Genomic DNA, 24,727 nt, shown 5'->3' with positions numbered 1-24,727 from the left:
TGGCCTGCCCTGGGGCCGGGTGCGGTCACTCGGGCCGGTGGGCGACCACCCCGAACATCGTCACCGACATGTGCACCGCCCCCTGCTCGGCGGCCTCGGCGAGATCGGCGTACAGGGTGTCCCGCTGTTCCTCGGTGACGGCGCCGGTGCGCACGGCGGCCTCGCCGAGCATGCGGATCAGCGGCCAGGCGACCGAGCTGTGGTCCTGGAGCAGGGCCTGCGAGCCGCGGTCGTCCACCACGAACCCGGCCGCGCTGAGCTGGCCGACCAGGCGGCGCCCGGAGTAGGGGTTGGCGCCGTTGAGCGCGGCCGCGGTCAGCGCGCGCACCACCGCCGGGTCACCGGGGTGCAGGAGAGTGGTCCCCCAGTCGGTGTCGAGCACCGCCACCCGGCCGCCGGGGCGCAGCACCCGGGCCATCTCGGCGATCGCCCGGTCGGGCTCGTGGAGATGCTGGAGGACCCGTTCGCACCACACGACGTCCATCGAGCCGTCCGGCACCGGCAGCGCCTCCGCCTCGCCCTGCAGGAAGCGGGCCCTGCTGTCGGCGGACCGTTCCTCGGCGACCGCGCGCAGACTCGGGTTGACCTCGACGCCGATCGCGACGCCGTCCGGCCCTGCCGCGGCGGCCAGTGCCCTCGTCATCGAGCCGGTTCCGGAGCCGACGTCGAGGAGCCGCTCGCCCGGGCGCACCGCCAGTGCCTCCTCGGCCCAGGCGCGCAGCCGCCGTACGCCGGGGTTGGCGTCCTGGGAGTCCAAGGCGGCGACCAGCGGGGTCACGCGGCCGGGGTCGACGTGCCTCTTCTGGAAGCCCGTTCCGGGCTGGGTCTGCGCCATGGCGGGCACTCTACTGGCGTATGTGATCGCCGTGGGACAGCCTTTGACCGGATGCAAGTCCGGCGCATATCTGTGCGACAGCCGGTTTCTCCCGGCGATCGAGGGGCATGCTGGAGCCCACGCGTTCGGCTGCCTGCTCCGCCCGGCTGGCGGAACGGCGCCGGGCACGGTGGGATCGATGTGCGAAGCAAGCGTTCCGGGGCACGCGGACGGCGTCGAGCCGAACGGCCCGGAGCAGCGGAAAGGGATACACCGTGACACGACCCAGGATCCTGGTGGTGGGCGCAGGCTTCGCCGGAGTGGGGTGCGTGCGCCGCCTGGAGCGGAAGCTCGCCCCCGACGAAGCCGACGTCACCCTGGTGTCGCCGACCTCCTACCAGCTTTATCTGCCCCTGCTGCCGCAGGTCGCCTCCGGCGTGCTGACGCCGCAGTCGATCGCCGTCTCGCTGCGCCGCAGCAAGAGGTACCGCACCCGGATCATCCCGGGCGGCGCGGTCGGGGTGGACCTGAAGTCCAAGGTGTGCGTCGTCCGCACCATAACCGACAAGCTCGTGAACGAGTCGTACGACTACATCGTGCTGGCCCCGGGCAGTGTCACCCGCACCTTCGACATTCCCGGCCTGACCGAGCACGCGTTCGGGATGAAGACCCTCGCCGAGGCCGCCTACATCCGTGACCACGTCATCTCCCAGCTCGATCTCGCCGACGCCAGCGACGACCCGGCCGAACGCGCCGCACGGCTGCAGTTCGTGGTGGTCGGCGGCGGCTACGCGGGCACCGAGACCGCGGCCTGTCTCCAGAAGCTCACGCACGCGGCCCTGCACCGCTACCCGAACCTGGACCCGAAGCTGATCAAGTGGCACCTGATCGACATCGCCCCGAAGCTGATGCCGGAGCTCGGCGACAAGCTCGGCCGCAGCGCCCAGGAGGTGCTGCGCCGCCGCGGCATCGACGTCTCCCTGGGGGTGTCGATCGAGAAGGCCGGTCCCGAGGAGGTCACCTTCACCGACGGCCGCGTGGTGCCCACCCACACGCTGATCTGGACGGCCGGGGTGGTCGCCAGCCCGCTGATCGCCACCATGGGCGCCGAGACCGTCCGGGGACGGCTCGCGGTCACCGCCGAGATGACCCTGCCCGGTCACGACGGGGTGTTCGCGCTCGGCGACGCGGCGGCCGTGCCGGACAAGGCGAAGGGCGAGGCGGGCGCGGTCTGCCCGCCGACCGCGCAGCACGCCATGCGGCAGGGCAAGGCGGTGGCCGACAACGTCATCGCGGCCCTGCGCAACCAGCCGCTGCACCCGTACGTGCACAAGGACCTGGGGCTGGTGGTGGACCTCGGCGGCAAGGACGCGGTCTCCAAGCCGCTCGGCATCGAGCTGCGCGGGCTGCCCGCCCAGGCGGTGGCCCGCGGCTACCACTGGTCGGCGCTGCGCACCAACGTGGCCAAGACCCGGGTCGCGACCAACTGGCTGCTGAACGCCCTGGCCGGTGACGACTTCGTGCGGACGGGCTTCCAGTCCCGCAAGCCGGCCCGGCTCAAGGACTTCGAGTACACGGACACGTATCTGACGCCGGAGCAGGTCCGGGCGCGGGCCGAGGGCCCCGAGGACCCCGGCGGTTCGCCGGCGTGACGCAGAGCGCGGCGGAGTGAGCGCGGGGCGGTCGGTGCGGGCGGAGTTCCGGGGGCGGCTCGCGGCGGCCGACCCCGGGCTGCTCCGTTTCACCGCGGGCCTGCGCACGGTCACCTCGATCGCGCTCACGCTCGCCGTGCTGGCGGCGCTGCGGGCCGACGTGTCCCACCTGGTGGCCGGGGCCATCGCGGCCATGGTGGCCACCTTCGCGATCCGGGAGAAGGGGCGTGCGCAGCAGGCCGTCACGCTCGCCCTCGGTCTGCCGGTGGCGCTGGCCTCGATCTCGCTGGGCGCGCTGCTGAACGCGCGGGTGGTGATCGGCGACCTGTTCTTCGTGGCGCTCATCTTCTGCGCGGTCTACAGCCGGCGTTTCGGCGACCGGGGCACGGCGCTGGGGCTGATCGGCTTCCAGATCTACTTCGCCTCGCTGTTCGTGCACGCGACCGTGGCCGCGCTGCCGGGCCTGTACCTCACGATCACGGTGGCGTTCGGCTGCGCGGCCCTGGCGCGGTTCGTGCTGGTACGGCAGACCCCCGCGGGCATCCTGGACCGGCTGCGGCGGGCCTTCCGGGCCCGGCTCGCCCAACTGGTCTCCGCACAGGCCGAGTTGCTCGACGCCGGGCCCGACGAGCTGGACCGGGCGGTGGAGGAGGTCCGGGTCAGGACCGCCCGGCTGCACGAGACGGCGCTGCTGATCCAGGGGCGGCTCGCGGACGGTACCTCCGACGAGACGGTGGCGCGGCTGGTACAGCGCCGGATCGCGGACGCGGAGATCGCCGCCGAGCGGCTCGGGCTGCTGCTGCTCACCGCCCGCAGCGCCGAGCGCGCGGACACGCTCACCCTGCATCTGCCGGGCGCCCCGCTGCCGTCGGCCGTCGGGGAGCCGGTGCGGGACGAGGCGATGGAGCGGCTGCGGCTCGATCTGGAGGCGCTGCGGCTGCTGGTGCTGCGGCCGGCCGGACCCGGGAAGGGGACCGCGCTGGCCCGGCTCCGCAACCGGCTGCTCGGCTACCGCGAGGGGGAGGACCTGCCGGCCGCCCCGCCCGCCGTCCAGGACGTCTTCCGGGGCATCGGCGAGGCCGGGCGGGCGGTGCTGGGGCTGCGGCTCGCCCTGGACGGGCCGCAGGACGAGTCCGACGACACGCCTGCCACCTCCCGGTCCCGGGAGGAACTGGACGCCGAGGACGCGGCCATCGAGGGCGCCGAGGAGGGCGAACGGAAGGCCGAGGAGGCGACCGGGCTGCGCCGGCCGACCACGCGGGCGGCGGTGCAGGTGGCGGTCGGCTCGTCGCTGGCCATCGTCGGCGGCGAGTTCCTGTCCGCCCAGCGCTGGTACTGGGCGGTGCTGACCTGCTGGATCGTGTTCATCAACACCTCGTCCACCGGTGAGATCCTCGTCAAGGGCTACCGGCGGCTGCTGGGCACGGTCCTCGGCGTGGTGGCCGGTATCGGGCTCGCGGGACTGGTCGGGCACCACACCTGGACTGCGTTCGGGCTGGTGCTCCTCTTCATCTTCGCGATGTTCTACTCGGCACCGCTGTCGTACACCCTGATGTCGTTCTTCGTGACGGCGATGCTGGGCCTGCTGTACACGCTCCTCAACACCTACAGTCTGGACGTCCTGGTGCTGCGGGTGGCGGAGACGGCGCTCGGTGCGGTGTGCGGGGTGATCGCGGCCGCGGTGGTGCTGCCGGTGCACACCGACATCCGTACCGACGAACTGCTGGTGACGACGCTGGACCGGCTGGCCGACGTGACCCGGGCCGCCGCCGACCAGTTGAGCGGGGCGCCGCCGGTCGACCTGGTGGAGAAGGCCCGCGATCTGGACCAGGCGCTGGCCGATCTGGCCGCGGCCGTCCAGCCGCTGACCCATCCGATCACCCCGCTGCGCTCCCGCCGGGACACCGCCCGCTATGTGGTGGCGCTCCTGGAGACCTGCGCCTACCACGCCCGGTCGCTGGCGGCCACGGCGGAGCTCCTGCCCACCCATCCGGCCATCGCGGCGGATCCCCGGCTGCGCGGGGCGGGACGGCGGATCGTGCACAACATCGAGGCGATCGCCGCCCACGTCGGTGACGACCAGTCCGACGCCGGGATCGAGACCGGCCCCAGCATCGCGTCGATGCTGGAGCCGGGCACATTGCGCGCCCCGCGCTACGGCAGGGTGACCGACCGGGTGCTGCGCCATCTCCAGCGCCTGGACGAGTCGGTGACGGGCCTGGCCCGCCCACTGCAGGTCCCCGTCCGGCAGCCCGCACCCTGACTCCGGGTCACTCCGCCACCGCGAGGGGGACGAAGGCGGAGTCGCATGCGTCCCCGAACACGGCCGCCGGGGCCGACGGCACCCGGGGCAGGACCGCGGTGGCCGCCGTCGGCGCAATCGCCGTGTCCGGTGCCGGCGAAGAGGGCGTGGCGGGGATGGTGACGGGTGGCAGGCCGGCTGTCGCGGCGGCGGCCAGGAGGTGGCGGGACTTCGCCAGGGCCGCGGCGATGTCGCGGGTTCCGGTGATCACGCAGAGCGTGTAGGCCAGGTCGCTCGCTCGCGGGTCCGGTGCCGTCTCCGCGGTGAGGAGACGCTCGTAGTCCTCCACGAGTCGGCGCAGCGTGGCGGGGTGGGGCAGCAGCACGGCTTCACTCCTCGGTCGGTCGGAAGTGGTTCCACGGAGGCCGTGGGGATCATTCGGTGGTACGGCCCAGCGCTTCGGCGCGGACGCGGGCGCAGCTGCGGCTGATGAGGCGGGAGACATGCATCTGGGAGATGCCGAGCTTGTCGGCGATCCGGCTCTGGGTCATGTCCTCGAAGAACCGCATGTAGAGGATGGCCCGCTCCCGTTCGGGCAGCCGGCGCAGCCCTTCCTTGGCGGCCTCCCGGTCGACGACGACGTCGAAGGAGCCGTCGGGGTCGCCGAGGGTGTCGGCGAGGCTGTAGCCGTCCTCGCCCATGGAGAGTTCGGCGTCCAGGGACAGGGTGCTGAAGCTCTCCAGGGCCTCCAGGCCGGTGCTGACCTCCTCCTCGGTCAGGCCGGTGTGGGCGGCGAGGTCGGCGAGGGCGGGCTCGCCGGAGCCGGGGTTCTGGGTGAGTTCGCGGCGGGCCACCCGTACCCGGTTGCGCAGTTCCTGCACCCGGCGCGGTACGCGCAGCGCCCACATCCGGTCGCGGAAGTGCCGTTTGACCTCGCCGGTGATGGTGGGCACCGCGTAGCTCTCGAAGGCGCCGCGTACGGGGTCGTAGCGGTCGACGGCCTTGACCAGGCCGAGGGCCGCGACCTGGCGCAGGTCCTCGACGGACTCGCCGCGGTCGCGGAAGCGGCCGGCGATGCGGTGGGCCATGGGCAGCCAGGCGGCGACCAGTTCGTCGCGCAGGGCGTCCCGTTCGGGCCCGTCGTCGAGCGTGGCGAGCCGGGCGAAGAGGGCCGCCGTGTCGGGGGCGTCGTCATGGGTGCGGCGGGGGGTCGTGCGGGTGGTGCGGTCGGGCGTGCGGGAACGGCTGGTCGACAAGTCGGTGGGCATGCGGATTCGCTCCTGAACTGTGGGTTTCAGGGCGTCACCGGAACGTGGTTCCGGGACTCGACCCGAACTGCGATGTCAGGTCACCGCGGAAGCACCACCCGGACCGGTCTGCCGACCCGGGGGCTGTCGTACGACTGCTCCCACTGGCGCGCGCCTCCGGTCCGAAGCACGACACTCCGCCTGCCCCTTCGATCCGGGCGCAAACACCGTTCCCGGCGGAAGTCCACCCGCCGGCTCAGGCCAGGGGCACGACCGCGGTGATCCGCTTGCCTCCGCGGGGCAGTCCGGCGACCTCCACGTCACGGGCCAGCCGGCAGACGATGGGCCAGCCCCGGCCGCCGACCCGCCAGCGTTCGCGTTCGTCCACGGCCCGTTCGGCCACCGGTATCTCGTCGCTGCGATCGCTGACCGACACCCGTACCGCGCACCCCTCGACGTCGACGGCGAAGCCGGTGATCCCGCCGCCGTGCAGAATCGCGTTGGTGGTCAGTTCCGAGGTGACGAGCAGGGCGTCGTCGAGGGCTTCAGCGGGGCATGGCACGGCCCCTCGGGAGACCGCGCCGCGTACCGCTCTGCGGGCGTCGGCCGGCCGCAGCGGCGGCCGACGGGACTCAGGTGGTGCCATGGTCGACTCGGTCCGGTACTTCTTTTCGTACATCCTTTCGCTCCCTGGGTGTTGGACCGGTTGGGCGGCTCGGTCCCGTCCGTACGGGGCTCTTCTCTTCGGCTCACCGGTCGGGGCGCGGCCAAACCCGTTCGGGGGCCACAAGGGGCTCCCCAAAGTGAAACGGGTCACGTACCCTGTTCACGGCTACGCGAAATAGCTCTGGATGGTTTACCGTTCATCCATAAGTGGTCGAGGAGTTGACAGCAGGTCCTCCCGCGCCACCTCTGACGGCCCTGGCTGGTCTCCCCCGTCCAGCCAGGGCTTTTTCATGCCCGGACCGGTTTCCGACGGCGAATTCACCTTCTTCGAGGTGCCCGGCAGGGCGGCAGCGGCTGAAATGGGCGTAGGGAAAGCACCCCGTACCCTCGCCGGCGAGGAGCCCCGTGCCATGACCAAAGCCATCAAACTGCTGACCGCCCTGCCCCAGGCCCAGCGCGAGCGCCTCATGGAACTGGCTCACGAGGTGTCCTTCCCCGAGGACTCCAGGATCTTCGAGGCCGGCGGCACCGCGGACCGCTTCTGGGTGATCCGCTCGGGCGCGGTCAACCTGGACCAGGAGGTGACCTCCCGCAAACGGGTCACCGTCGCCACTCTGGGCGCCGGCGACCTGCTCGGCTGGTCCTGGCTGTTCCCGCCGTACACCTGGGACTTCGGGGCGGTGGCCTTCAGCCAGGTGCGGGCCTACGAGTACGACGCCGCGTCCGTGCTCGCGCTGTGCGTGGAGGACCCGCTGCTCGGTCTGTCGCTGGTGCGGACCGTCGCCGAGATCCTCGCCAGCCGCCTGGAGGTCACCCGGGGCAAGCTCCTCGACGCGTACGTGGGGCGACGGCCCGCGTAGCCGCTCAGACGCGGTAGCGGCGCAGGGCCGGGACGGCGGCGGCCAGAGCCAGCATCACCGCCACCACCAGCAGCCCGCCGCCCGCGACCGCCGCGCGCGGCCCGAAGACCGAGCCCGCGGTGCCGTGCAGCACGTCGGCCAGCCGCGGACCGCCCGCGACCACCACGGTGAACACGCCCTGCATCCGGCCCCGCATCTCGTCGGTCGCGGCGGACAGCAGGATCGCGCCGCGGAACACCATCGAGACCATGTCGGCGACGCCCGCGGCGGCCAGGAAGGCCACGGCGACCCAGAGGTTGTGGCTCAGCCCGAACCCGGCGACGGCCGCACCCCAGCCGACCACCGCACCGATCACCATCAGGCCGTGCCGGCGGGCCCGCGAGAAGGTCCCGGAGAAGAGCCCGCCGAGGACCGCGCCGACCGGGATCGCCGCGAACAGCAGGCCGAGCGCGAGCCCCTCGCCGTAGGAGGCGTACGTCTGGGCGGCGAGCTGCGGGAACAGGGCGCGGGGCATGCCGAGGACCATCGCGATGATGTCCGCGAGGAACGACAGCAGCAGCACCTTGTGCATGGAGATGTAGCGGAAGCCCTCCGCGATCTCGCGCACCCCGGCCCGCCGCGCCGTGGCGCCCGCCAGCGGCGGCAGCGCGGGCAGCCGGTAGACCGCCCACACCGTCACGCACAGCGCCAGCGCGTCGATCAGGTACAGCTCGGGCAGCCCGATGACGGGGATCAGGGCACCGGCGAGCAGCGGACCGACCACCTGCCCGGTCTGCATGACCGTCGACCCGAGCGCGTTGGCGGCGGGCAGCTGCGTCTCGGGGACCAGCCGGGCGATGGAGGCGGTACGGGCCGGTGCGTTCAGCCCCCAGAACGCCTGCTGCATCGCCAGCAGCACCATCAGCGCGGCCACGGACTTCATCCCGGTGGCCGCCTGCACGAAGAACAGCAGCGAGGTCACCCCGATGCCGATGTTGGTGATCAGCAGCAGCTTGCGGCGGTCCATGGTGTCGGCCACCGCGCCGCCCCACAGCGCGAACACGATCAGCGGCAGCAGCCCGGCGAGGCTGGCCGCGCCGACCCAGGCGGACGACCCGGTGATGTCGAAGATCTGCTTGGGCACGGCGACGGCGGTCAGCTGGCTGCCGACCGAGGTGACGATGGTCGAGGTCCACAGCCTGCGGTAGGCCGGGATGCGCAGCGGGCGGGTGTCCATCGCCCAGCGCCGCCAGCCGCTCCGGGGCGGGGCGGCCGTGGTGTCGTCAGGGGTCTGTATGTCGGACTGGGTGCCGCTCTCGCTGGTGTCCACGGAGTTCCTGGTGTCCCGCTCTTCTCGATGCCCGCTACATCTTTTCGGTTGCAGGTTCACTATCGCAGCAACTTCCGTGGCTGCCGAACCGCTTGTCTCAGGATGCGGCCGTTCGAGGATCCGGGCGCCTCAGGATCCCGCCACGAGCATCAGGCCGAGCCCGATCATGGTCAGCGCCACCAGCCCGTCCAGCACCCGCCAGGCGGCCGGCCCGGCGAGGTACCGGCCGAGCAGCCGGGCGCCGAAGCCGAGGGCCGTGAACCAGCAGAGGCTGGCCAGGGCGGCGCCCAGGCCGAAGGTCCAGCGCAGGGCGCCCCGGTCGGCGGCGAGGGAGCCGAGCAGGAACACGGTGTCCAGGTAGACGTGCGGGTTCAGCCAGGTCATGGCCAGGCAGGTGAGCACCGCCCGCCGCCGGGACCCGGCCGCCTCGCCCTCGGTCCGCAGGCCGCCGGTGCCGGGCCGCAGGACCCGGCGGGCGGCCAGGGCGCCGTAGCAGAGCAGGAAGGCGCCGCCGACCAGCCCGACCGCCCGCACCGCGCCCGGCCAGGCCACGACGATCGCGCCCACCCCGCCGACGCCGAGCGAGATGAGGGCGGCGTCGGAGAGCGCGCAGATGCCGACGACCATGAGGACCGCGTCACGGCGGATGCCCTGGCGCAGGACGAAGGCGTTCTGGGCGCCGATGGCGACGATGAGCGAGAGGCCGCTGCCGAAGCCCGCGGCAGCGGCGGCGAGAGAGCTGGACATGGTCTCGACGCTACGGAAGCGATCACCGTGGGTACAGCTAAAGATTTTTACGTACCCTTAGCACAGCTGAAGAGAGAGACAGGAGTGGGACGGTGGAGCTTCCGCTCGACCAGGTGCGGACGCTGCTGGCGGTGGTCGACGAGGGCACGTTCGACGCGGCGGCCGCGGCCCTGCATGTGACGCCGTCGGCGGTCAGCCAGCGGGTGAAGGCGCTGGAGCAGCGCACGGGCCGGGTGCTGCTCCAGCGCACCAAGCCGGTGCGGCCGACGGAGTCGGGCGAGGTGCTGGTCCGGTTCGCCCGGCAGCTGGCGCGGCTGGAGCGGGACGCGCGCGGTGAGCTGGGCATGAGCGGTGCCGGGGAGCCGACCCGGGTGTCGGTCGCGGTCAACGCGGACTCGCTGGCGACGTGGTTCCTGCGGGCGCTGACCGGACTGCCGCACGTCTATGTCGAACTGCGGCGGGAGGACGAGGACCACACGGCGGCGCTGCTGCGGGAGGGGCTGGTGATGGCGGCGGTGACCTCGTCGCCGGACGCGGTGCCGGGGTGTTCGGTGCGGGCGCTGGGGCGGATGCGGTACCTGCCGGTGGCGGCGCCGGAGTTCGCGGCGGAGCGTCTGTCGGGGGCGCTGCCGGATGCGCTCGCCGAGGCGCCGGTGGTCGTTTTCGACCGGGTCGACGACTTCCAGGACGGGTTCGTCCGGCGGCTGGGCGGTGCGGGCGCGAGTGCGCTGCGGCACTACGTGCCGACGTCCGAGGGGTTCGTGGACGCGGTGACGGCGGGGCTGGGGTGGGGGATGGTGCCGGAGGCCCAGGCGGAACCGCGGTTGCGGGAGGGGCGGTTGGTGCGGATCGGAGGGCGGGAGCTGTGGGTCGACGTGCCGTTGTTCTGGCAGCAGTGGAAGCTGGATTCGCCGGCGTTGGGGGCGGTTGCGGAGGTGGTTGTGCGGACGGCGGGGGGTGCGTTGCGCCGGCCGTAGGGGGTCAGCTCGTACGATCGCGGGTGCGGGCGGGTGGGGGCCGGTCGCAGTTCCTGCCCCAGCCTACGGCCGGGGGTACCCCCAGCGACCCTGACGGGGCGCTGCGGCCCGGGGCGATCACAAGGACCGTTCCGCACTGTCCAGGAGCATCTCCAAGGCCGTGGGATAGGCGCTCGTCACCATCCGTTTCGCCAGCAGTCGGGACGCTTCCGCGATACGCGGGTGGGTCGTGTGCGGGAGGCGGGCGTAGGTGGAGTGCCATTTGTCCTCGTCGGCGCGCTGGGAGTCCTTCGGCAGGGTCAGGGAGGCTGCGTCCAGGGCGGCGAAGGCCAGGGTCTGGTCGATGAAGGCGTGGTAGATACGCACCGTCTCGGGCAGTGAGAAGCCTGCCGTGCGCAGGACGTCCAGGACGGCCTCGTCGGCGGCCAGTTCGTGCGCCCGGCCGGTCACGCGGTTCGTCGTCAGCAGGGCCGCCTGCGGGTGGGCGACGTACTGCGCGTGGATGCGCAGGCCGATGGTCCGCAGGTCGGTCCGCCACTCCCCCGTCGGGTTCCAGCCGGCCAGCGCCTGGCCGATGAGCGCGTCGCCGATCGCCAGGGTCAGGTCGTCCATGCCCCGGAAGTAGCGGTACAGGGTGCTGGGGTCGCAGTCGAGGGCGAGGCCCAGGCGGCGGGCGGTCAGACCGGCGCTGCCGTGCTCGCGCAGCAGGCGCAGCGCGGTCTCCACGATCAGCCGCTCGGACAGCACCGTGCCGCTGCGGGTGGGACGGCGCCGACGCCGCTTCTCCTCCGGTACGACCGTTTTGGGCATCGCACACTCCCTGCCGTTCTTATGCCAACGCCATTGACCTTACGTGATGGCCCGGCGTTTCATTCCGGCCAAGGCGCCCCCGTTTCCGACCTCGCTCTCTGTCCCAGAAGGAGATTCCCGCATGCGTGTACTGCTCGTGGGAGCCGGTGGTGTGGGCACCGCCGTCACCCGGATCGCGGCCCGGCGGCCGTTCTTCGACCTGTTGGTGGTCGCCGACTACGACCTGGCCCGCGCCGAGGCGGCGGTGGCGGCCGTCGGCGACGACCGGTTCCGCGCCGAGCGCGTCGACGCCGGTGACGAGGCGGCCGTCGCCGCCCTGCTGGCCCGGCACGGCTGCGACGTGCTGCTCAACGCCACCGACCCGCGCTTCGTCATGCCCCTGTTCCGGGCCGCCCGCAAGGCCGGCGCGAACTACCTCGACATGGCGATGTCGCTGTCCCGGCCGCATCCCGAGCGGCCCTACGAGGAGTGCGGGGTCAAGCTGGGCGACGAGCAGTTCGCGCTGGCCGGGGAGTGGGAGCGGGCGGGTGCGCTGGCGCTGGTCGGGATGGGGGTGGAGCCCGGGTTGTCGGACGTTTTCGCCCGGTACGCGGCCGACGAGCTCTTCGACGGGATCGAGGAGATCGGCATCCGCGACGGTGCGAACCTGACCGTGGACGGCTACGACTTCGCGCCCTCCTTCAGCATCTGGACCACCATCGAGGAGTGCCTCAACCCGCCCGTCGTCTACGAGCGGGGGCGCGGCTGGTTCACCACCGCGCCGTTCAGCGAGCCCGAGGTGTTCGACTTCCCGGACGGGATCGGGCCGGTCGAGTGTGTCAACGTCGAGCACGAGGAGGTGCTGCTCGTGCCGCGGTGGGTGGACGCACGGCGGGTCACTTTCAAGTACGGGCTCGGACGCGACTTCATCGAGACGCTGAAGACGCTGCATCTGCTGGGCCTGGACCGCACGGCCCCGGTGACCGTGGCCGGCGCGGACGGCCCGGTCGCGGTCTCGCCCCGGGACGTGGTCGCCGCGTCGCTGCCGGACCCGGCGACGCTGGGCGAGCGCATGCGCGGCAAGACCTGCGCGGGCACCTGGGTGCGCGGGGTGAAGGACGGGAAGCCGCGGGAGGTGTATCTCTACCACGTTGTGGACAACCAGTGGTCCATGGCGGAGTACGGTTGTCAGGCCGTGGTGTGGCAGACGGCCCTCAACCCGGTCGTCGCCCTCGAACTCCTGGCCACCGGCGCGTGGTCGGGCTCGGGCGTCCTCGGCCCGGAGGCGTTCCCGGCCCGCCCGTTCCTCGACCTGCTGACCGAATACGGCTCCCCCTGGGGTCTGCGCGAGCAGTGACGCCCGCGAATCCTGCGGGACTTGGCCGTTTCAGCCGCGCCCGGACCGGTGACCCGGATCCGAGCAACGCGCACAGGAAACGGCAGAGTCGACTTGGATCGCAGGTGACTTCGATGGATGACTGGCGAGACCACGCCGAGTGCCGCTACGAGGATCCCGACCTCTTCTTCCCGATCGGGACCACCGGCCCGTCGCTGCACCAGACGCGGCGCGCGAAGGCCGTCTGCGAGCGCTGTCCGGTGCAGGCCCCCTGCCTGCGCTGGGCGATGGAGACCGGGCAGGCCGTCGGCATCTGGGGCGGTACCACCGAGGCGGAACGCCGGCTGCTGACCCGGCGCCGGCAGCGGGCGGAGCGCCGGTTCAGCTGACGTCGGCCGGGGCCTGGGCGGCCGGCAGCCGCAGGGTGAACTCGGCGCCCTTGCCGGGTTCGCTGCGCGCCTCGGCGGTGCCGTGGTGGGCGGCGAGCAGATGGCGCACGATCGGCAGGCCGAGGCCGCTGCCTCCGGTGCGGCGGCTGCGGGACTTCTCCGCGCGCCAGAACCGCTCGAAGACGTGCGGGAGATCGTCGGCGGCGATGCCCGGGCCCGTGTCGGTGACGGTGAGGACGACGTCGCCGTGGGCACGGCGGGCGGCCAGGGTCACCGTGCCGTCGGCGGGGGTGTGCCGGATGGCGTTGGAGACCAGGTTGCCGAGTGCCTGCCGCATCCGGACCGGGTCGGCGTCGAGCCAGGCGGTGCCGTCGGCGTCGGTCAGCAGGGTGACCCCGGCCGCGTCGGCGGCGACGCGGTGGGCGGCGGCGACCTGCTCGATCAGGTCGGCGGCGCGCACCGGTTCGCGGTGCACGCGCAGGGTGCCGGCGTCGGCGGCGGCCAGGTCCTGGAGGTCGTCGATGATCCGCTGCAGGACCAGCGCCTCCTCGTGCAGGGAGCCCAGCAGCGCCGGGTCGGGGTCGACCAGGCCGTCCCGGGTGACCTCAAGCCAGCCGCGGATGTTGGTGAGGGGGCTGCGCAGTTCGTGGGCGATGTCGCTGACCATCGCCTTGCGCTGCTCCTCCAGGCGCTCCCGGCGCTCGGTGAGGTCGTTGAACGCCTCGGCCAGCAGCCCGGTCTCGTCCCGGGTGCGCACGCGTGCCCGGACGTGCAGTTCGGGCGGCTGCTGGGCGGCGGCCGTGAGCGCGCGCAGCGGCCGTACCAGACGCATGGCGACGACGGCGGTGACGGCGACCGTGACGGCGAGGACCAGGCCGGCCGCGCCGACGATCTTCGTCTTGTTGGCCCGGGACATGTCGAAGCGGGGCGCGGTCTGGTCGCCGATGCCGAGGAAGAGTTCGGCGGCCGGGGCGACGTACGGTTCGAGCTGGGTGCGCCGGGCGTTGAGGACACAGTTCTTCGCGATCTGGTCCATCGACCGCCTGACGTCCTTCTTGGTGATGAGGAAGCCGCCCGAGACCGGGTTGCGCCCGGTGGTGTCGTAGGTGAGGGAGAGCTTGCCGCCCAGGTCCATGTCCTTGGCCTGGAGGCAGGGGCGGGCCAGGCCGGTCAGCTCGGTGAGGGCCTTCGTCTCGGTGCGGGTCGGGACGTCGAGCGCCGAGTTGCGACCGGTGGCCCCGGCCACGACGAGGTCGCCGCAGCCGTACTTGTAGGAGAAGGAGATGTCCGTGCCGTCCTCGACGACGAGATAGGGCCGCCCGCTCGGGGTGTGCTGGACGCTGGTGCCGGTGCTGAACCGGTCGAAGCAGGACTTCTGCTTCTCCGCGACCAGGTCCATCTCCTTGCGTTCGGCCGCGGTGAGCCGGAACGGACCGACCGCGCGCGGGTCGATGCCGCTGAGCTGGGCGCCGAACTCGGTGTAGGTGTCGGTGTGCAGGGGGTCCACGGCGGCCGCGGGCCGAGGGGGCAGCGGGGTGTCGTGGGACGCGGAGTCGGCGATCAGCGTCCGGTCCGCGGTGGTCAGCGCGATCCTGCGGCCGGTCTTCGCGGCCAGCGCCCGCACGGTGCCCTGGACCCCGGCCCAGTCGGGGTGGTCCGCCGCGTATCCGCTGAGCTCGGCGAGGATCTTGTTGTCGGCGGCGAGGTCCTGTCCCTGCTCCTCCTCCAGCGCGCTGGTGGTGGTCGTCACGGCGAGCCAGGCGGTGGCGGCCACCGAGCAGACGGCGATCAGCACCGAGGTGAACAGCAGCCGGACCAGCAGCCGTTTGCGCCACGGTATCCGGGGCTTCACGGCCGACCGCCGCTCAGCTTGTAGCCGACGCCGAACACGGTCACCAGCCGCACCGGCCGCCGGGGATCCGCCTCGATCTTCCGGCGCAGGTTCATCACGTGGACGTCGACGGCCCGTTCGGTGGAGGACCGGTCGAAGCCCCGGGTGCACTGCAGCAACTGCCGCCGGGTGAAGACCCGGTCGGGTTCCCCGGCCATGGCGAGCAGGATCTGGAACTCGGCCGGGGTCACCTCCACCGGCTCCCCGTCGCAGCGCACCTGGTGCCGCACGGGATCGACGCTGATCCCGGCGGCGGTCACGGCGGGTTCCTCCTCCCGGACGGGGGCGGCCCGCCCGCTGCGCCGCAGGATCGTCCGGATCCGGGCCATCAGCTCGCGCGGGCTGTACGGCTTGGTCATGTAGTCGTCGGCGCCCAGCTCCAGGCCGAGCAGCACGTCGTCCTCGTCGGAGCGGGCCGTGAGCATCAGCACCGGGATCTCGGGGTCGCCGCCGCGCAGCACCCGGCAGACACCGAAGCCGTCGATCACCGGGAGCATCAGGTCGAGGACGACCAGGTCGGGGCCGAGCCGCCGGGCGGCGTCCAGCGCGGCGGCCCCGTCATGGACCACGGTCGCGCTGTGCCCCTCGGCGAGCAGCGATCTGCGGATCAGCTCGGCCTGCATCTCGTCGTCCTCGGCGACCAGCACATGTGCGCACACAGGTTCGGATCCTAAGCGGAGTTCCGGCGGCCTACCGGGCGAGCCAGCCGGCGTGGCCCATGACGACCACCGGATGCCGGCCCGGGTCGAGGGTGCGCAGCAGTTCCTTCATGTGCGCCTTGGCGACGCTCACGCAGGCGTGCGTCGGACCGCCGTGGTCGACGTGCAGCCACACGCCGCCGCCCCGGTTCGCGCCCATCGGCCGGGTCCAGTCGAGCGGGGAAGTGCCCGCCCGGCGGTTGTAGTTGATGGCGACGACGTAGTCGAAGGAACCTTCCAGCGGCTCGCCCTCGAACCCGGTACCGGGCGAGGTGAAGCCGTAGGACTGGTGGTACGGCAGCCTGCTCCCCGGGTCGGCGAGCAGGCCCCCGGCGTCGGTCAGCCCGTACACGCCGACGGGCGAGCGCAGGTCCCCGGCCATGTGGTGCTCGCTCCAGCCGTCCCTGCCGTTGTGCGCGGGCCAACTCGCGCCGGGCTGCCAGACGTCGTCGTCACGTTCGTACAGGACGACGGTGGAGAGCGGCGAGTCCTTGCCCCGGCCGGTGGCGACGACGACCTGCTCCGCCCGCCCGGGTATCGCGGCCGTCGTCCTGGGCCCGAGCCCGGGTATGCCGCTCGGCTGCGGGCTGCTGCTCTCGGATGTGGGGGAAGCCGTCGCCCCCGCCGGCCGGTCGTCCCCCGACCGACTCGGCGCAGCCTCGGCGCCGCCCCCGCACCCGGCGAGCAGGAGGGGGGAGGCGGAGAGGAAGGCAACGGCAGCTCTGCGATGGATCATGAGACCGACCTTGGCCGACGAATGTAAGAAACTCGTCAGCTTTTGACGCCCGTTAACGGCAGCGCGCCCCTTCAGGGGCGCTGGGGGTACCCCCGGCCGCAGGCTGGGGGAGGAACTGCGCGAGCAACCCCCACCGGCCGGCACCTGAACCGCTACGGCTTGCCCTTCTGGTACAACCACCTCTGGAACAGCGAACCGAGGTCCTTCCCCGACTCCCCCTCAGCGAGCTTCACAAACTCCGCAGTCGTCCCGTGCCCGTACCGGTGCTCCGAAGCCCACGCCCGCAGAATTCGGAAGAACACCGGATCCCCGACCGCCTTCCGCAGCTCGTGCAGGGCCATCGCCCCCCGCGCGTACACCGGTTCGCCGAAGATGTTCTTCCCGCTCCCCGGATCCCCCGGCGGATACGCCCACAACTCGTCGCTCGCCGGCTTCGCGTACAGCGCGTCGAAGTTCTTCTGCGCGCTGTCGCCCCCGTGCTGCTCGCTGTACAGCCACTCGGCATACGTGGCGAAGCCCTCGTTGAGCCAGATGTCCTTCCACGCGGTGAGGGAGACGGAGTCGCCGAACCACTGGTGGGCGTTCTCGTGCACGAGCGTGCTCAGATCCGGCGCCGAGTCGTAGATCGGCCGGCCCTGCGTCTCCAGCGCGTACCCGACGCTCGGCGCGTGGTCGACTATCGACCCGGCGGACAGGAACGGGTACGGCCCGAACAGCTTGCTCTCCCACTCAAGCACCGAAGGCAGCTTCTTCAGCACGGCCGCCGACCCGCTCGCCTCGCGCGGGTCGACCGCGTTGTACACCTTGATCCCGTCCCGGGTGGTGTACTGCTGCACCTTGAACTTGCCGACCGTGGCGGTCGCGAGGTAAGCGGCCATCGGCTCGGTCTGCCGCCACCGGAAGGTCGTACGACCGCCGGAGGTGTGCTGCCCGAGGAGGACGCCGTTGGCGACGGCGGTGCGGCCCTTGGGCACGGTGATCGTGAAGTCGTACGACGACTTGTCCTTGGGGTGGCTGTTGGCCGGGAACCAGGTCATCGCGCCCTGTGGTTCCCCGGCGACGAACGCGCCGTCGTCGGTGCGGATCCAGCCGTCGGCCGAGCCGTCGGGGTCGGTGACCTGCTGGGGCGTGCCGTTGTACACCACGGTGACCCGGAAGTCCCGGCCCTTCGCCAGCGCCCGCGCCGGCGTGACGACGAGTTCCTGTCCGCTGCGGCTGAAACGTGCGGTCCGGCCGTCGACGGTCACCCGGGTGACCTTCAGTCCGCTCAGGTCGAGGTCGAAGCGGGTCAGCTTCTCGGTGGCGCGGGCGGTGAGGACCGCCCTGCCGTCGAGGTGCCGGGAGGAGGTGTCGTAGCGGAGCGTCAGGTCGTAGTGGCTGACGTGGTAGCCGCCGTTCCCGCTGAGCGGGAAGTAGGGGTCGCCCGCGCCCGCCGCGCCGATCGTGCTCGCCGAGGCCGTTCCGGCGGCGGCGAGCAGGGCCGCCACGGCGACCGGGACGGTGGCGAGGACGGCCTCGCGGCGGAGGACTGCGGTACGTCTGCTTGCGCCCTGCACATGAGCTCCTTGGGGAGGTGGCCGATGATCACTGGCCCACAGACTAGGCGCGCGGGTGTCTGCGTTTCCCCCTCATTCTGGTCAAGCTGCGCCGCGTCGGCAGCCCGTGGGCGGGGCCGCCGCTTACGCTCGCGGCACCGTCAGCGAGCCGAAGGGTGCATCGACCGTGAGCGTGCGCGTGCGCAGGATCTATGAGTCGCCCGAGCCTGCGGACGGGGTGCGCGTCCTGGTGGACCGGCTCTGGCCGCGCGGCCTGTCCAAGGAGGTCGCGCACGTGGACGAGTGGCCGAAGGGGCTGACACCGTCGGACGAGCTGCGCCGCTGGTTCCACGCCGGCGGGACGTACGAGGAGTTCGTGCGTCGCTACGAGGCAGAGCTGGCCGCTCCCGAGGCCGCCGAACTGCTCGACGGCCTGAGGGAGTTGGGCCAGAAGGGGCAGGTGACCCTGGTCACCGCGTCCAAGACCCCGGACGAGAGCCACGCCACGGTGCTGGCACGGCTCCTCGCCGACTGAGTCAGCTGAGCGCCCCGAAAGGGGCGCGGGGCTGCGTCACTGTGCGCTCCGCCGCGTGGGTGAGACCAGCCACGACGGCGCCGCGGACGGAAGACAGCAGACGGCACATCGCGGCTCTTCGAGCGGAGCGCTCAGGCGGTCTGCTTGGCCGCCGCGCGTCCCGCCGCCCGGCCGGAGAACAGGCAGCCCCCGAGGAAGGTGCCCTCCAGCGCGTTGTAGCCGTGCACGCCGCCGCCGCCGAAGCCGGCCACCTCGCCGGCCGCGTAGAGGCCGCCGATCGGCTGCCCGTCCGCGGCGAGGGCGCGGGAGTCCAGGTCGGTCTGGATGCCGCCGAGGGTCTTGCGGGTGAGGACGTGCAGCTTGACGCCGATCAGCGGTCCGGCGGCCGGGTCGAGGATGCGGTGCGGGGTGGCGACCCGGCCCAGGCGGTCGCCGATGTAGCGGCGGGCGTTGTGGATGCCCTGGACCTGGGAGTCCTTGCTGTAGGAGTTGCCGATCTGGAGGTCGCGGGCGACGATCTGGCGGCGCACCTCGGCCGCGTCGAGGAGCGCCTTGTCGGTGAGGCCGTTCATCTTCTCGACGAGCTGCTCCAGGGAGGTCGCGGTCACGAAGTCCGCGCCGTGGTCGAGGAAGGCCTGCACCGGACCGGGCGCGCCCTTGCCGAGCAGCCGGTCGCGCAGCACGGCCTTGCGGTCCTTGGCGGTGATGTCGGGGTTCTGCTCGGAGCCGGAGAGCGCGAACTCCTTCTCGACGATCTTGCGGGTGAGGACGAACCAGGAGTGGTCGTACCCGGCGATGTCCTCGGTGGTGCGCAGGTGCCTGAGGGTGTTGAGGGTGTCGTAACCCGGCAGGCAGGGGTCGGGCAGGCGGCGGCCGAGGGCGTCGAGCCAGATGGAGGAGGGGCCGGGCAGGATGCGGATGCCGTGACCGGGCCAGATCGGGTTCCAGTTCTGGATGCCCTCGGTGTAGTGCCACATGCGGTCGCGGTTGACCAGGCGCACGCCGGCCTCGGCGCTGATGTCGAGCATGCGGCCGTCCACGTAGGCGGGGACGCCGGTGACCATCTGGGCGGGGGGTGTGCCGAGGCGTTCGGGCCAGTAGCGGCGGACGATGTCGTGGTTGGCGCCGATGCCTCCGGTGGTGACGACCACGGCCTGGGCGGTGAGTTCGAAGTCGCCGACGCGGTCGCGGTTGGAGGCGACGCCGCGCGGTGCGTCGTCGGGGGCGAGGACGGTGCCGCGGACGCCGCGCGCCGCGCCGTCCTCGATGACGAGTTCGTCGACCTGGTGGCGGTGGTGGAAGGTGAGCAGTCCGTCGCGGGCGGCCTGCTTGGCGTACCGGGCGAAGGGTTCGACCACGCCGGTGCCGGTGCCCCAGGCGACGTGGAAGCGGGGGACGGAGTTGCCGTGCCCGTGGGCGCGCAGGTCGCCGCGCTCGGCCCAGCCGACGGTCGGCAGCAGGCTGATGCCGTGGCTCTGCAGCCAGGGCCGCTTCTCCCCGGCCGCGAACTCGACATAGGCGCGTGCCCAGCGCACCGCCCAGGAGTCCTCGTCGTCCTTGCGGTCGAACTGGGCGCTGCCCTGCCAGTCGTTCCAGGCGAGGTCGAGGGAGTCCTTGATGCCGAGGCGGCGCTGTTCGGGCGAGTCGACGAGGAAGAGGCCGCCGAAGGACCAGAAGGCCTGGCCGCCGAGATTGGCGGCGTTCTCCTGGTCGACCAGGGCGACGCGCCTGCCCCTCCTGGTGAGTTCGTGCGCCGCGACCAGGCCGGCAAGGCCGGCTCCGACGACGATGACGTCCGCGTCCATGGCGACGCCTTTCTTGTCCGGGTCTTGTCCGATGTCTTATCCGAGTCGCGTGCTGCCGTCGGTCAGCAGCGCGGTGAGCAGTTGTTTGAGCCAGGCACGGGCCCGGTCCACGTCCTTGTCGAGCAGCAGTTGGACCGTGACCCCGTCGTACGCGGCGACCACGGCGTGCGCGGCACCGTCGACGTCGCCGAGCACGGCGGGGATCGGGGTGTGGCCGCGGGCCCGCAGGAGCCGGTCCGCGACGGCCTGGCGGAGCCGGGTCCGGTGGTCGAGGAGGAGCCCGGCGACGGCCGGATCCCGGGCCGCGTGCACCAGGAAGTCGGTCTTCACCAGCAGCCAGTCCACGTCGAGGAGCAGCACGTCGGTGACCCGGTCCACGGAGGCCGGTACGTCCAGGTCGGGGCCGTCGCCGGCGAGCGCGTCGGCGACCTGCCGGGCGATGAGGTCGGCGCGCTCCCGGTAGAGGGCGAAGAACAGTTCGTCGAGGGTGGCGAAGTTGGAGTAGAAGGCGCCCCGGCTGAACCCGGCGGCCTCGCAGACCTCCTCGATGGAGACCCGCCCGAAGCCCTTGGCGGCGAACACGGTGAACGCGGCGTCGAGCAGCCGGGCGCGGGTCTGCACCCGCCGCCGGGTCACTCGCCGGTGCGCGCCGCCGTCCACTGCCATGTGCCGACCTCCGTTCGATACACAAACGTATCGGATACATCAACGTATCGAAAGACCTCCGCCGGACCAGCCGGAGCCCGTCGGCACGGCCATGATCAAAAGGGAACATATTTTCGATTAGGGAGTACCCTTGCCTCATGGCCACGCACCTCCAGGGCTCCCTGTTCGACCAGACCGACGAGCTGCGGCTCGGCGGCCTCGACGGCATCGGCCGGACCGCACTGGGTTCCGGCGCCTGGATCGACGTACTGCCCGGCTGGCTCAGCGGCGCCGACGCGCTGTTCGAAAAGCTGGCGGCGGACGTCCCCTGGCACGCCGAGCGCCGGCAGATGTACGACAACGTCGTGGACGTACCCCGTCTGCTCGCCTTCTACGGCGCGAGCGACCCGCTCCCCCACCCCGTTCTCACCGAGGCCCGCGAGGCGCTCACCCGGCACTACGCCGAGGAGCTGGGCGAGCCGTTCGCCACGGCCGGGCTCTGCTACTACCGCGACGGCCGGGACAGCGTGGCCTGGCACGGCGACCGGATCGGCCGGGGTGCGCGGGAGGACACCATGGTCGCGATCCTCTCCGTGGGCGCACCCCGTGACCTGCTGCTGCGTCCGCTGCGCGGCGGCCCCTCGGTCCGGCGCCCGCTCGGCCACGGCGACCTGATCGTGATGGGCGGCTCCTGCCAGCGGACCTGGGAGCACTGCGTACCGAAGACGGCCCGGGCCGCCGGGCCGCGGATCAGCATCCAGTTCCGGCCGCACGGGGTGCGGTGACCTGGGCCTCGGCAACGGGCGGCCCGCCGCATGTGGTTGGCTGTCCTCCGTTGCGATCGGCACGAACGGGCAAGCCGGAGTGATCATGCGGGCAGAGGTACACGAAGTCGGCAAGGGCGCCTATCTGGTGCACGGCCAGCACACCAACTGGGTGATCCTCAAGGACGGTGACGCCGTCACGCTGGTGGACACCGGTTACCCCGGCGACCGGCAGGGGCTGCTCGGCTCCCTCGCGGAGGTGGGCAGTTCGCCGGAGGCGGTCGCGGCCGTCCTGATCACGCACGCGCACAACGACCACCTCGGCTCGGCCGAGTACCTGCGCGACGCCCACGGCACGCCGGTCTATCTGCACGAGGCCGAAGTACCGCACGCCCGGCGGGAGTTCCTCCAGCAGGTGTCCGTGGGCGAGGTGGTGAAGAACGCCTGGCGGCCGGGGGTGGTGCCGTGGCTGGTGCACGTGCTGCGCGTCGGCGGCACCGAGCAGCATCCGGTCAAGGCCCCCGAAGCGTTCCCGGTCGCCGACGGCCCGCTCGACCTGCCGGGCCGCCCGGTCCCGGTGCACACCCCCGGCCACACCGACGGGCACACCGTCTACCACCTTCCCGAGGCCGGTCTGGTGATCTCCGGGGACGCGCTGGTCAGCGGCCACCGCACCTCGCGGATCCAGGGCCCGCAGCTGCTGCCCGACATGTTCCACCACGAGCGGGACCGGGCCCTCGCCTCGCTGGAGCTGATCTGCGCCCTCGACGGCGACGCGCTGCTGCCGGGGCACGGCCCGCTGCACCGGGGTCCGGTGCGGGCGGCCGCGGAGCGGGCCCGGGAGCTTGCCTCGTGACCCACCGGCCTTAAGGTTCGTCCCATGGCCTTGCAGATCAACGCCACCAACCCGGAGCACCCCGCGCTCCTGCTCGAACTCCCCTGGGACGTCCCGCTGGAGGAGTGGCCCGAGGAGTACCTCGTGCCGCTCCCCCGGGGCATCTCGCGGCACGTGGTGCGCTACGCCCGGGCCGGCAGCGAGGTCATCGCGGTGAAGGAGCTGGCGGAGCGCCCGGCGCTGCGCGAGTACGAACTGCTGCGCGACCTGGACCGGCTCGGCATCCCGGCCGTCGACCCGCTCGCCGTGATCACCGGCCGCCTCGACGCGGACGGCGAGCCGCTGGAGTCGGTGCTGGTCACCCGGCACCTCGGCGGCTCCATGCCGTACCGCTCCATGTTCGAGACGACCATGCGCCCGGCCACCATGCACCGGCTCATGGACGCGCTGGCGGTGCTGCTGGTCCGCCTGCACCTGGCCGGGTTCGCGTGGGGCGACTGCTCGCTGTCCAACACCCTGTTCCGGCGGGACGCGGGCGCCTACGCGGCGTACCTGGTGGACGCCGAGACCGGCGACCTGCACACGCAGCTGAGCAACGGGCAGCGGGAGTACGACCTCGACCTGGCCCGGGTGAACATCAGCGGCGAACTGCTCGACCTGGAGGCCTCGGGGGCCCTGCATCCCTCGCTGGACCCCATCGAGTTCGGGTTCGAGATCTGCACCCGGTACGGCGAGCTGTGGCAGGAACTGACCCGGACCTCGGTGTATCCGGCGGGCAAGTACCAGTACATCGAGCGCCGCATCCGGCGGCTCAACGACCTCGGTTTCGACGTGGCCGAGATGCAGATCGAGCACTCCTCCAACGGCGACTCGGTCACCTTCGTGCCGAAGGTCGTCGACGCCGGCCACCACCAGCGCCAGCTGCTGCGGCTGACCGGCCTGGACGCCGAGGAGAACCAGGCACGGCGGCTGCTCAACGACCTGGAGAGCTGGATGGCCACCCAGGACGACTACGCCCCCGGCGACCCCCTCGCCGCCCGCCCCGAGGTGCTGGCCCACCGGTGGGTGCGGGACGTCTTCCGCCCCACCGTGCGGGCCGTACCGCTGGAGCTGCGCGGCTCGATGGACCCGGCCGAGATCTACCACGAGCTGCTCGAACACCGCTGGTACCTGTCCGAGCAGGCGCAGCACGACATAGGCCTGGACAACGCGGTCGAGGACTACATCGAGAACGTGCTGCCCAAGGCGCGGGAGACCTTGGAGCCGGTCACGCCCGAGTGAGCGCGGGCGCGTGTCAGTCGTGCGGCACCACGGCCACCGGGCAGTCGGCGTGGTGCAGCACCCCGTGCGCGACCGAGCCGATACGGGCGCCGACCGCCGTGCGGTGGGCGCGCCGCCCGACGACCATGAGCTGGGCGCGTCCGGCCACCGAGAGCAGCACCTGCCCCGCGCTGCCCATCTCCACGTGCTCGGCGACCGGCACGTCCGGGAACCGCTCGCGCAGCGGCCGTACCGCCTCGGACAGCGCCTTCTTCTCGTAGGGCTCCATGCCTCCGGACTCGTCGAGGAGCTTCAGCGAGCCCGGGCTGTAGGCGAAGACCGGCGGCAGGGTCCAGGCCCGCACGACCCGGACCGTCGCGCCGCGGGCCGCCGCCGTCTCGAACGCGAACTCCAGCGCGGCCGCGCTGTCCTCCGGGCCACCCTGCTGGCCCACGACGACCTCCCGTCCGGCGGCCTCGGCGGTGGGCCGGTCACCGGCGCGCACCAGGACGACCGGGCGTGCGGCCTCGGCGATCACCTGCTGGCCGACGGAGCCCAGCAGGAACCCGACGACCCGGCCGTGCCCGCGTGAGCCCAGCGCGAGCAGCTCGGCCCCGGCCGCTGCGTCCACGAGCACCTCGACCGGGCCGCCCTCCACCACGTCGACGCCCACCGCGAGCTCCGGATACCGCCCGGTGACCGTCCGCACCGACTCGGCCACCGCGTCGGACACCCACCCGCGCTGGGTCTCCCGGTCACCGCCGACCGCCTCGTGCTCCTCGTACCGCCAGGCGTGCACCACGCGCAGCGGCAGTCCCCGGCGCACCGCTTCCCGGGCCGCCCAGTCGAGAGCGGCGAGGCTCTCCTCCGTACCGTCGACCCCTGCCGTGATCGGGCGTGTCATGCACCGGCCTCCTCGTCGGTTCCGCGTCTGCGTGATCAGTCTTCCGCACTGACGGGTGCCCGCTGTGCACCCTCGTACCAGAGCGAAGGCG

At 72.4% G+C, this 24,727-nt stretch carries 24 protein-coding genes; 10 read left to right on the top strand and 14 right to left on the bottom strand.

The annotated features are described in order from the left end of the window. Positions 1-25: 25 nt before the first annotated feature. Positions 26-835, bottom strand: a complete 810-nt coding sequence (locus ACFY0P_RS25400) for a methyltransferase domain-containing protein (RefSeq protein ID WP_388917253.1) — start codon at positions 833-835, stop codon at positions 26-28. Between the two features lie 254 nt (positions 836-1,089). Between ACFY0P_RS25400 and ACFY0P_RS25395 the strand changes: the two genes are divergently transcribed. After that, positions 1,090-2,466: an NAD(P)/FAD-dependent oxidoreductase gene (locus ACFY0P_RS25395; protein WP_388917251.1), complete on the top strand. Its 1,377-nt coding sequence runs from the start codon at positions 1,090-1,092 to the stop codon at positions 2,464-2,466. 16 nt (positions 2,467-2,482) lie between these two features. Beyond that, complete coding sequence (locus ACFY0P_RS25390) at positions 2,483-4,729, top strand: FUSC family protein (RefSeq protein WP_388917248.1); 2,247 nt, start codon at positions 2,483-2,485, stop codon at positions 4,727-4,729. Between the two features lie 7 nt (positions 4,730-4,736). Here the strand turns inward: ACFY0P_RS25390 and ACFY0P_RS25385 are convergent, their stop codons facing one another. From ACFY0P_RS25385 to ACFY0P_RS25375, 3 genes are all read right to left on the bottom strand, one after another. After that, positions 4,737-5,093 (bottom strand): DUF5133 domain-containing protein, encoded by a 357-nt coding sequence (locus tag ACFY0P_RS25385; RefSeq protein ID WP_388917245.1) that lies wholly within the window; start codon positions 5,091-5,093, stop codon positions 4,737-4,739. Between the two features lie 49 nt (positions 5,094-5,142). Then, positions 5,143-5,976 carry a SigB/SigF/SigG family RNA polymerase sigma factor gene (locus tag ACFY0P_RS25380; protein ID WP_388917242.1) on the bottom strand — a complete coding sequence of 278 codons (834 nt, stop codon included), beginning with the start codon at positions 5,974-5,976 and terminating at the stop codon, positions 5,143-5,145. 235 nt (positions 5,977-6,211) lie between these two features. Further along, positions 6,212-6,634, bottom strand: a complete 423-nt coding sequence (locus tag ACFY0P_RS25375) for an ATP-binding protein (RefSeq protein WP_388917239.1) — start codon at positions 6,632-6,634, stop codon at positions 6,212-6,214. Positions 6,635-7,031: 397 nt separating this feature from the next. On the opposite strand from ACFY0P_RS25375, the gene ACFY0P_RS25370 reads away from it, so the two are divergent. Continuing rightward, positions 7,032-7,481, top strand: a complete 450-nt coding sequence (locus tag ACFY0P_RS25370; protein WP_388917236.1) for a cyclic nucleotide-binding domain-containing protein — start codon at positions 7,032-7,034, stop codon at positions 7,479-7,481. Between the two features lie 4 nt (positions 7,482-7,485). Here the strand turns inward: ACFY0P_RS25370 and ACFY0P_RS25365 are convergent, their stop codons facing one another. Together ACFY0P_RS25365 and ACFY0P_RS25360 are read right to left on the bottom strand one after the other, a co-directional pair. Then, positions 7,486-8,790: an MFS transporter gene (locus ACFY0P_RS25365; protein ID WP_388917233.1), complete on the bottom strand. Its 1,305-nt coding sequence runs from the start codon at positions 8,788-8,790 to the stop codon at positions 7,486-7,488. Positions 8,791-8,919: 129 nt separating this feature from the next. Beyond that, positions 8,920-9,537 (bottom strand): LysE/ArgO family amino acid transporter, encoded by a 618-nt coding sequence (locus ACFY0P_RS25360; protein WP_388917230.1) that lies wholly within the window; start codon positions 9,535-9,537, stop codon positions 8,920-8,922. 92 nt (positions 9,538-9,629) lie between these two features. On the opposite strand from ACFY0P_RS25360, the gene ACFY0P_RS25355 reads away from it, so the two are divergent. Beyond that, the gene (locus tag ACFY0P_RS25355; protein ID WP_388917227.1) at positions 9,630-10,514 is read left to right on the top strand and encodes a LysR family transcriptional regulator ArgP; all 885 of its coding nucleotides are present in this window, start codon (positions 9,630-9,632) and stop codon (positions 10,512-10,514) included. Positions 10,515-10,631: 117 nt separating this feature from the next. On the opposite strand, the gene ACFY0P_RS25350 is transcribed toward ACFY0P_RS25355, so the two are convergent. Continuing rightward, on the bottom strand, positions 10,632-11,324 hold the full coding sequence (locus tag ACFY0P_RS25350) for a TetR/AcrR family transcriptional regulator (protein WP_388917224.1): 693 nt from the start codon (positions 11,322-11,324) through the stop codon (positions 10,632-10,634). Positions 11,325-11,445: 121 nt separating this feature from the next. Here ACFY0P_RS25350 and ACFY0P_RS25345 point away from each other — a divergent pair, with 121 nt between their 5' ends. Continuing rightward, positions 11,446-12,660, top strand: a complete 1,215-nt coding sequence (locus ACFY0P_RS25345) for a saccharopine dehydrogenase family protein (RefSeq protein WP_388917221.1) — start codon at positions 11,446-11,448, stop codon at positions 12,658-12,660. Positions 12,661-12,773: 113 nt separating this feature from the next. After that, complete coding sequence (locus ACFY0P_RS25340) at positions 12,774-13,028, top strand: WhiB family transcriptional regulator (protein ID WP_388917218.1); 255 nt, start codon at positions 12,774-12,776, stop codon at positions 13,026-13,028. On the opposite strand, the gene ACFY0P_RS25335 is transcribed toward ACFY0P_RS25340, so the two are convergent. The 4 genes from ACFY0P_RS25335 to ACFY0P_RS25320 all read right to left on the bottom strand — a co-directional run bounded on the left by ACFY0P_RS25335 (position 13,021) and on the right by ACFY0P_RS25320 (position 17,909). Then, complete coding sequence (locus tag ACFY0P_RS25335) at positions 13,021-14,880, bottom strand: ATP-binding protein (protein ID WP_388917215.1); 1,860 nt, start codon at positions 14,878-14,880, stop codon at positions 13,021-13,023. The two genes, ACFY0P_RS25340 and ACFY0P_RS25335, sit on opposite strands and share 8 nt — an antisense overlap. Beyond that, a complete protein-coding gene (locus ACFY0P_RS25330) occupies positions 14,877-15,578 on the bottom strand; it encodes a response regulator transcription factor (protein ID WP_388917212.1) in 702 nt (233 codons plus the stop codon). The genes ACFY0P_RS25335 and ACFY0P_RS25330 overlap by 4 nt, the downstream gene beginning before the upstream one ends. 31 nt (positions 15,579-15,609) lie before the next feature. Next, complete coding sequence (locus ACFY0P_RS25325) at positions 15,610-16,353, bottom strand: L,D-transpeptidase family protein (RefSeq protein ID WP_388917209.1); 744 nt, start codon at positions 16,351-16,353, stop codon at positions 15,610-15,612. 152 nt (positions 16,354-16,505) lie between these two features. Next, positions 16,506-17,909 (bottom strand): M1 family metallopeptidase, encoded by a 1,404-nt coding sequence (locus tag ACFY0P_RS25320; RefSeq protein WP_388917206.1) that lies wholly within the window; start codon positions 17,907-17,909, stop codon positions 16,506-16,508. A 166-nt stretch (positions 17,910-18,075) separates the two neighbouring features. Between ACFY0P_RS25320 and ACFY0P_RS25315 the strand changes: the two genes are divergently transcribed. Then, positions 18,076-18,423, top strand: coding sequence for a DUF488 domain-containing protein (locus tag ACFY0P_RS25315; protein ID WP_388917203.1), 348 nt, complete (start codon positions 18,076-18,078; stop codon positions 18,421-18,423). A gap of 131 nt (positions 18,424-18,554) precedes the next feature. Here the strand turns inward: ACFY0P_RS25315 and ACFY0P_RS25310 are convergent, their stop codons facing one another. Together ACFY0P_RS25310 and ACFY0P_RS25305 are read right to left on the bottom strand one after the other, a co-directional pair. Continuing rightward, positions 18,555-20,228: an FAD-binding dehydrogenase gene (locus tag ACFY0P_RS25310; protein WP_388917200.1), complete on the bottom strand. Its 1,674-nt coding sequence runs from the start codon at positions 20,226-20,228 to the stop codon at positions 18,555-18,557. Positions 20,229-20,264: 36 nt separating this feature from the next. Continuing rightward, positions 20,265-20,894 (bottom strand): TetR/AcrR family transcriptional regulator, encoded by a 630-nt coding sequence (locus ACFY0P_RS25305; RefSeq protein WP_388917197.1) that lies wholly within the window; start codon positions 20,892-20,894, stop codon positions 20,265-20,267. A 137-nt stretch (positions 20,895-21,031) separates the two neighbouring features. On the opposite strand from ACFY0P_RS25305, the gene ACFY0P_RS25300 reads away from it, so the two are divergent. The 3 genes from ACFY0P_RS25300 to ACFY0P_RS25290 all read left to right on the top strand — a co-directional run bounded on the left by ACFY0P_RS25300 (position 21,032) and on the right by ACFY0P_RS25290 (position 23,753). Further along, a complete protein-coding gene (locus tag ACFY0P_RS25300; RefSeq protein ID WP_388917194.1) occupies positions 21,032-21,658 on the top strand; it encodes an alpha-ketoglutarate-dependent dioxygenase AlkB in 627 nt (208 codons plus the stop codon). Positions 21,659-21,743: 85 nt separating this feature from the next. Beyond that, complete coding sequence (locus ACFY0P_RS25295; RefSeq protein ID WP_388917191.1) at positions 21,744-22,493, top strand: MBL fold metallo-hydrolase; 750 nt, start codon at positions 21,744-21,746, stop codon at positions 22,491-22,493. A gap of 24 nt (positions 22,494-22,517) precedes the next feature. Next, a complete protein-coding gene (locus ACFY0P_RS25290) occupies positions 22,518-23,753 on the top strand; it encodes a DUF4032 domain-containing protein (protein ID WP_388917189.1) in 1,236 nt (411 codons plus the stop codon). Between the two features lie 13 nt (positions 23,754-23,766). On the opposite strand, the gene ACFY0P_RS25285 is transcribed toward ACFY0P_RS25290, so the two are convergent. Continuing rightward, a complete protein-coding gene (locus ACFY0P_RS25285) occupies positions 23,767-24,636 on the bottom strand; it encodes a universal stress protein (RefSeq protein WP_388917186.1) in 870 nt (289 codons plus the stop codon). Positions 24,637-24,727 lie beyond the last annotated feature (91 nt).

It is taken from the genome of Streptomyces sp. NPDC001714, assembly GCF_042892755.1.
Taxonomy (GTDB): domain Bacteria; phylum Actinomycetota; class Actinomycetes; order Streptomycetales; family Streptomycetaceae; genus Streptomyces.
Note: the sequence above shows the minus strand (reverse complement) of the source record. Positions and strands in the feature narration are given on the sequence as shown.

What these genes read in the sequence shown, in the direction of transcription:
- ACFY0P_RS25400 (WP_388917253.1), bottom strand. Translation starts at nt 835, where the DNA reads ATGGCGCAGACCCAGCCCGGAACGGGCTTCCAGAAGAGGCACGTCGAC.
- ACFY0P_RS25295 (WP_388917191.1), top strand. Translation starts at nt 21,744, where the DNA reads ATGCGGGCAGAGGTACACGAAGTCGGCAAGGGCGCCTATCTGGTGCAC.
- ACFY0P_RS25375 (WP_388917239.1), bottom strand. Translation starts at nt 6,634, where the DNA reads ATGTACGAAAAGAAGTACCGGACCGAGTCGACCATGGCACCACCTGAG.
- ACFY0P_RS25345 (WP_388917221.1), top strand. Translation starts at nt 11,446, where the DNA reads ATGCGTGTACTGCTCGTGGGAGCCGGTGGTGTGGGCACCGCCGTCACC.
- ACFY0P_RS25285 (WP_388917186.1), bottom strand. Translation starts at nt 24,636, where the DNA reads ATGACACGCCCGATCACGGCAGGGGTCGACGGTACGGAGGAGAGCCTC.
- ACFY0P_RS25340 (WP_388917218.1), top strand. Translation starts at nt 12,774, where the DNA reads ATGGATGACTGGCGAGACCACGCCGAGTGCCGCTACGAGGATCCCGAC.
- ACFY0P_RS25310 (WP_388917200.1), bottom strand. Translation starts at nt 20,228, where the DNA reads ATGGACGCGGACGTCATCGTCGTCGGAGCCGGCCTTGCCGGCCTGGTC.
- ACFY0P_RS25305 (WP_388917197.1), bottom strand. Translation starts at nt 20,894, where the DNA reads ATGGCAGTGGACGGCGGCGCGCACCGGCGAGTGACCCGGCGGCGGGTG.
- ACFY0P_RS25370 (WP_388917236.1), top strand. Translation starts at nt 7,032, where the DNA reads ATGACCAAAGCCATCAAACTGCTGACCGCCCTGCCCCAGGCCCAGCGC.
- ACFY0P_RS25300 (WP_388917194.1), top strand. Translation starts at nt 21,032, where the DNA reads ATGGCCACGCACCTCCAGGGCTCCCTGTTCGACCAGACCGACGAGCTG.
- ACFY0P_RS25325 (WP_388917209.1), bottom strand. Translation starts at nt 16,353, where the DNA reads ATGATCCATCGCAGAGCTGCCGTTGCCTTCCTCTCCGCCTCCCCCCTC.
- ACFY0P_RS25360 (WP_388917230.1), bottom strand. Translation starts at nt 9,537, where the DNA reads ATGTCCAGCTCTCTCGCCGCCGCTGCCGCGGGCTTCGGCAGCGGCCTC.
- ACFY0P_RS25380 (WP_388917242.1), bottom strand. Translation starts at nt 5,976, where the DNA reads ATGCCCACCGACTTGTCGACCAGCCGTTCCCGCACGCCCGACCGCACC.
- ACFY0P_RS25350 (WP_388917224.1), bottom strand. Translation starts at nt 11,324, where the DNA reads ATGCCCAAAACGGTCGTACCGGAGGAGAAGCGGCGTCGGCGCCGTCCC.
- ACFY0P_RS25290 (WP_388917189.1), top strand. Translation starts at nt 22,518, where the DNA reads ATGGCCTTGCAGATCAACGCCACCAACCCGGAGCACCCCGCGCTCCTG.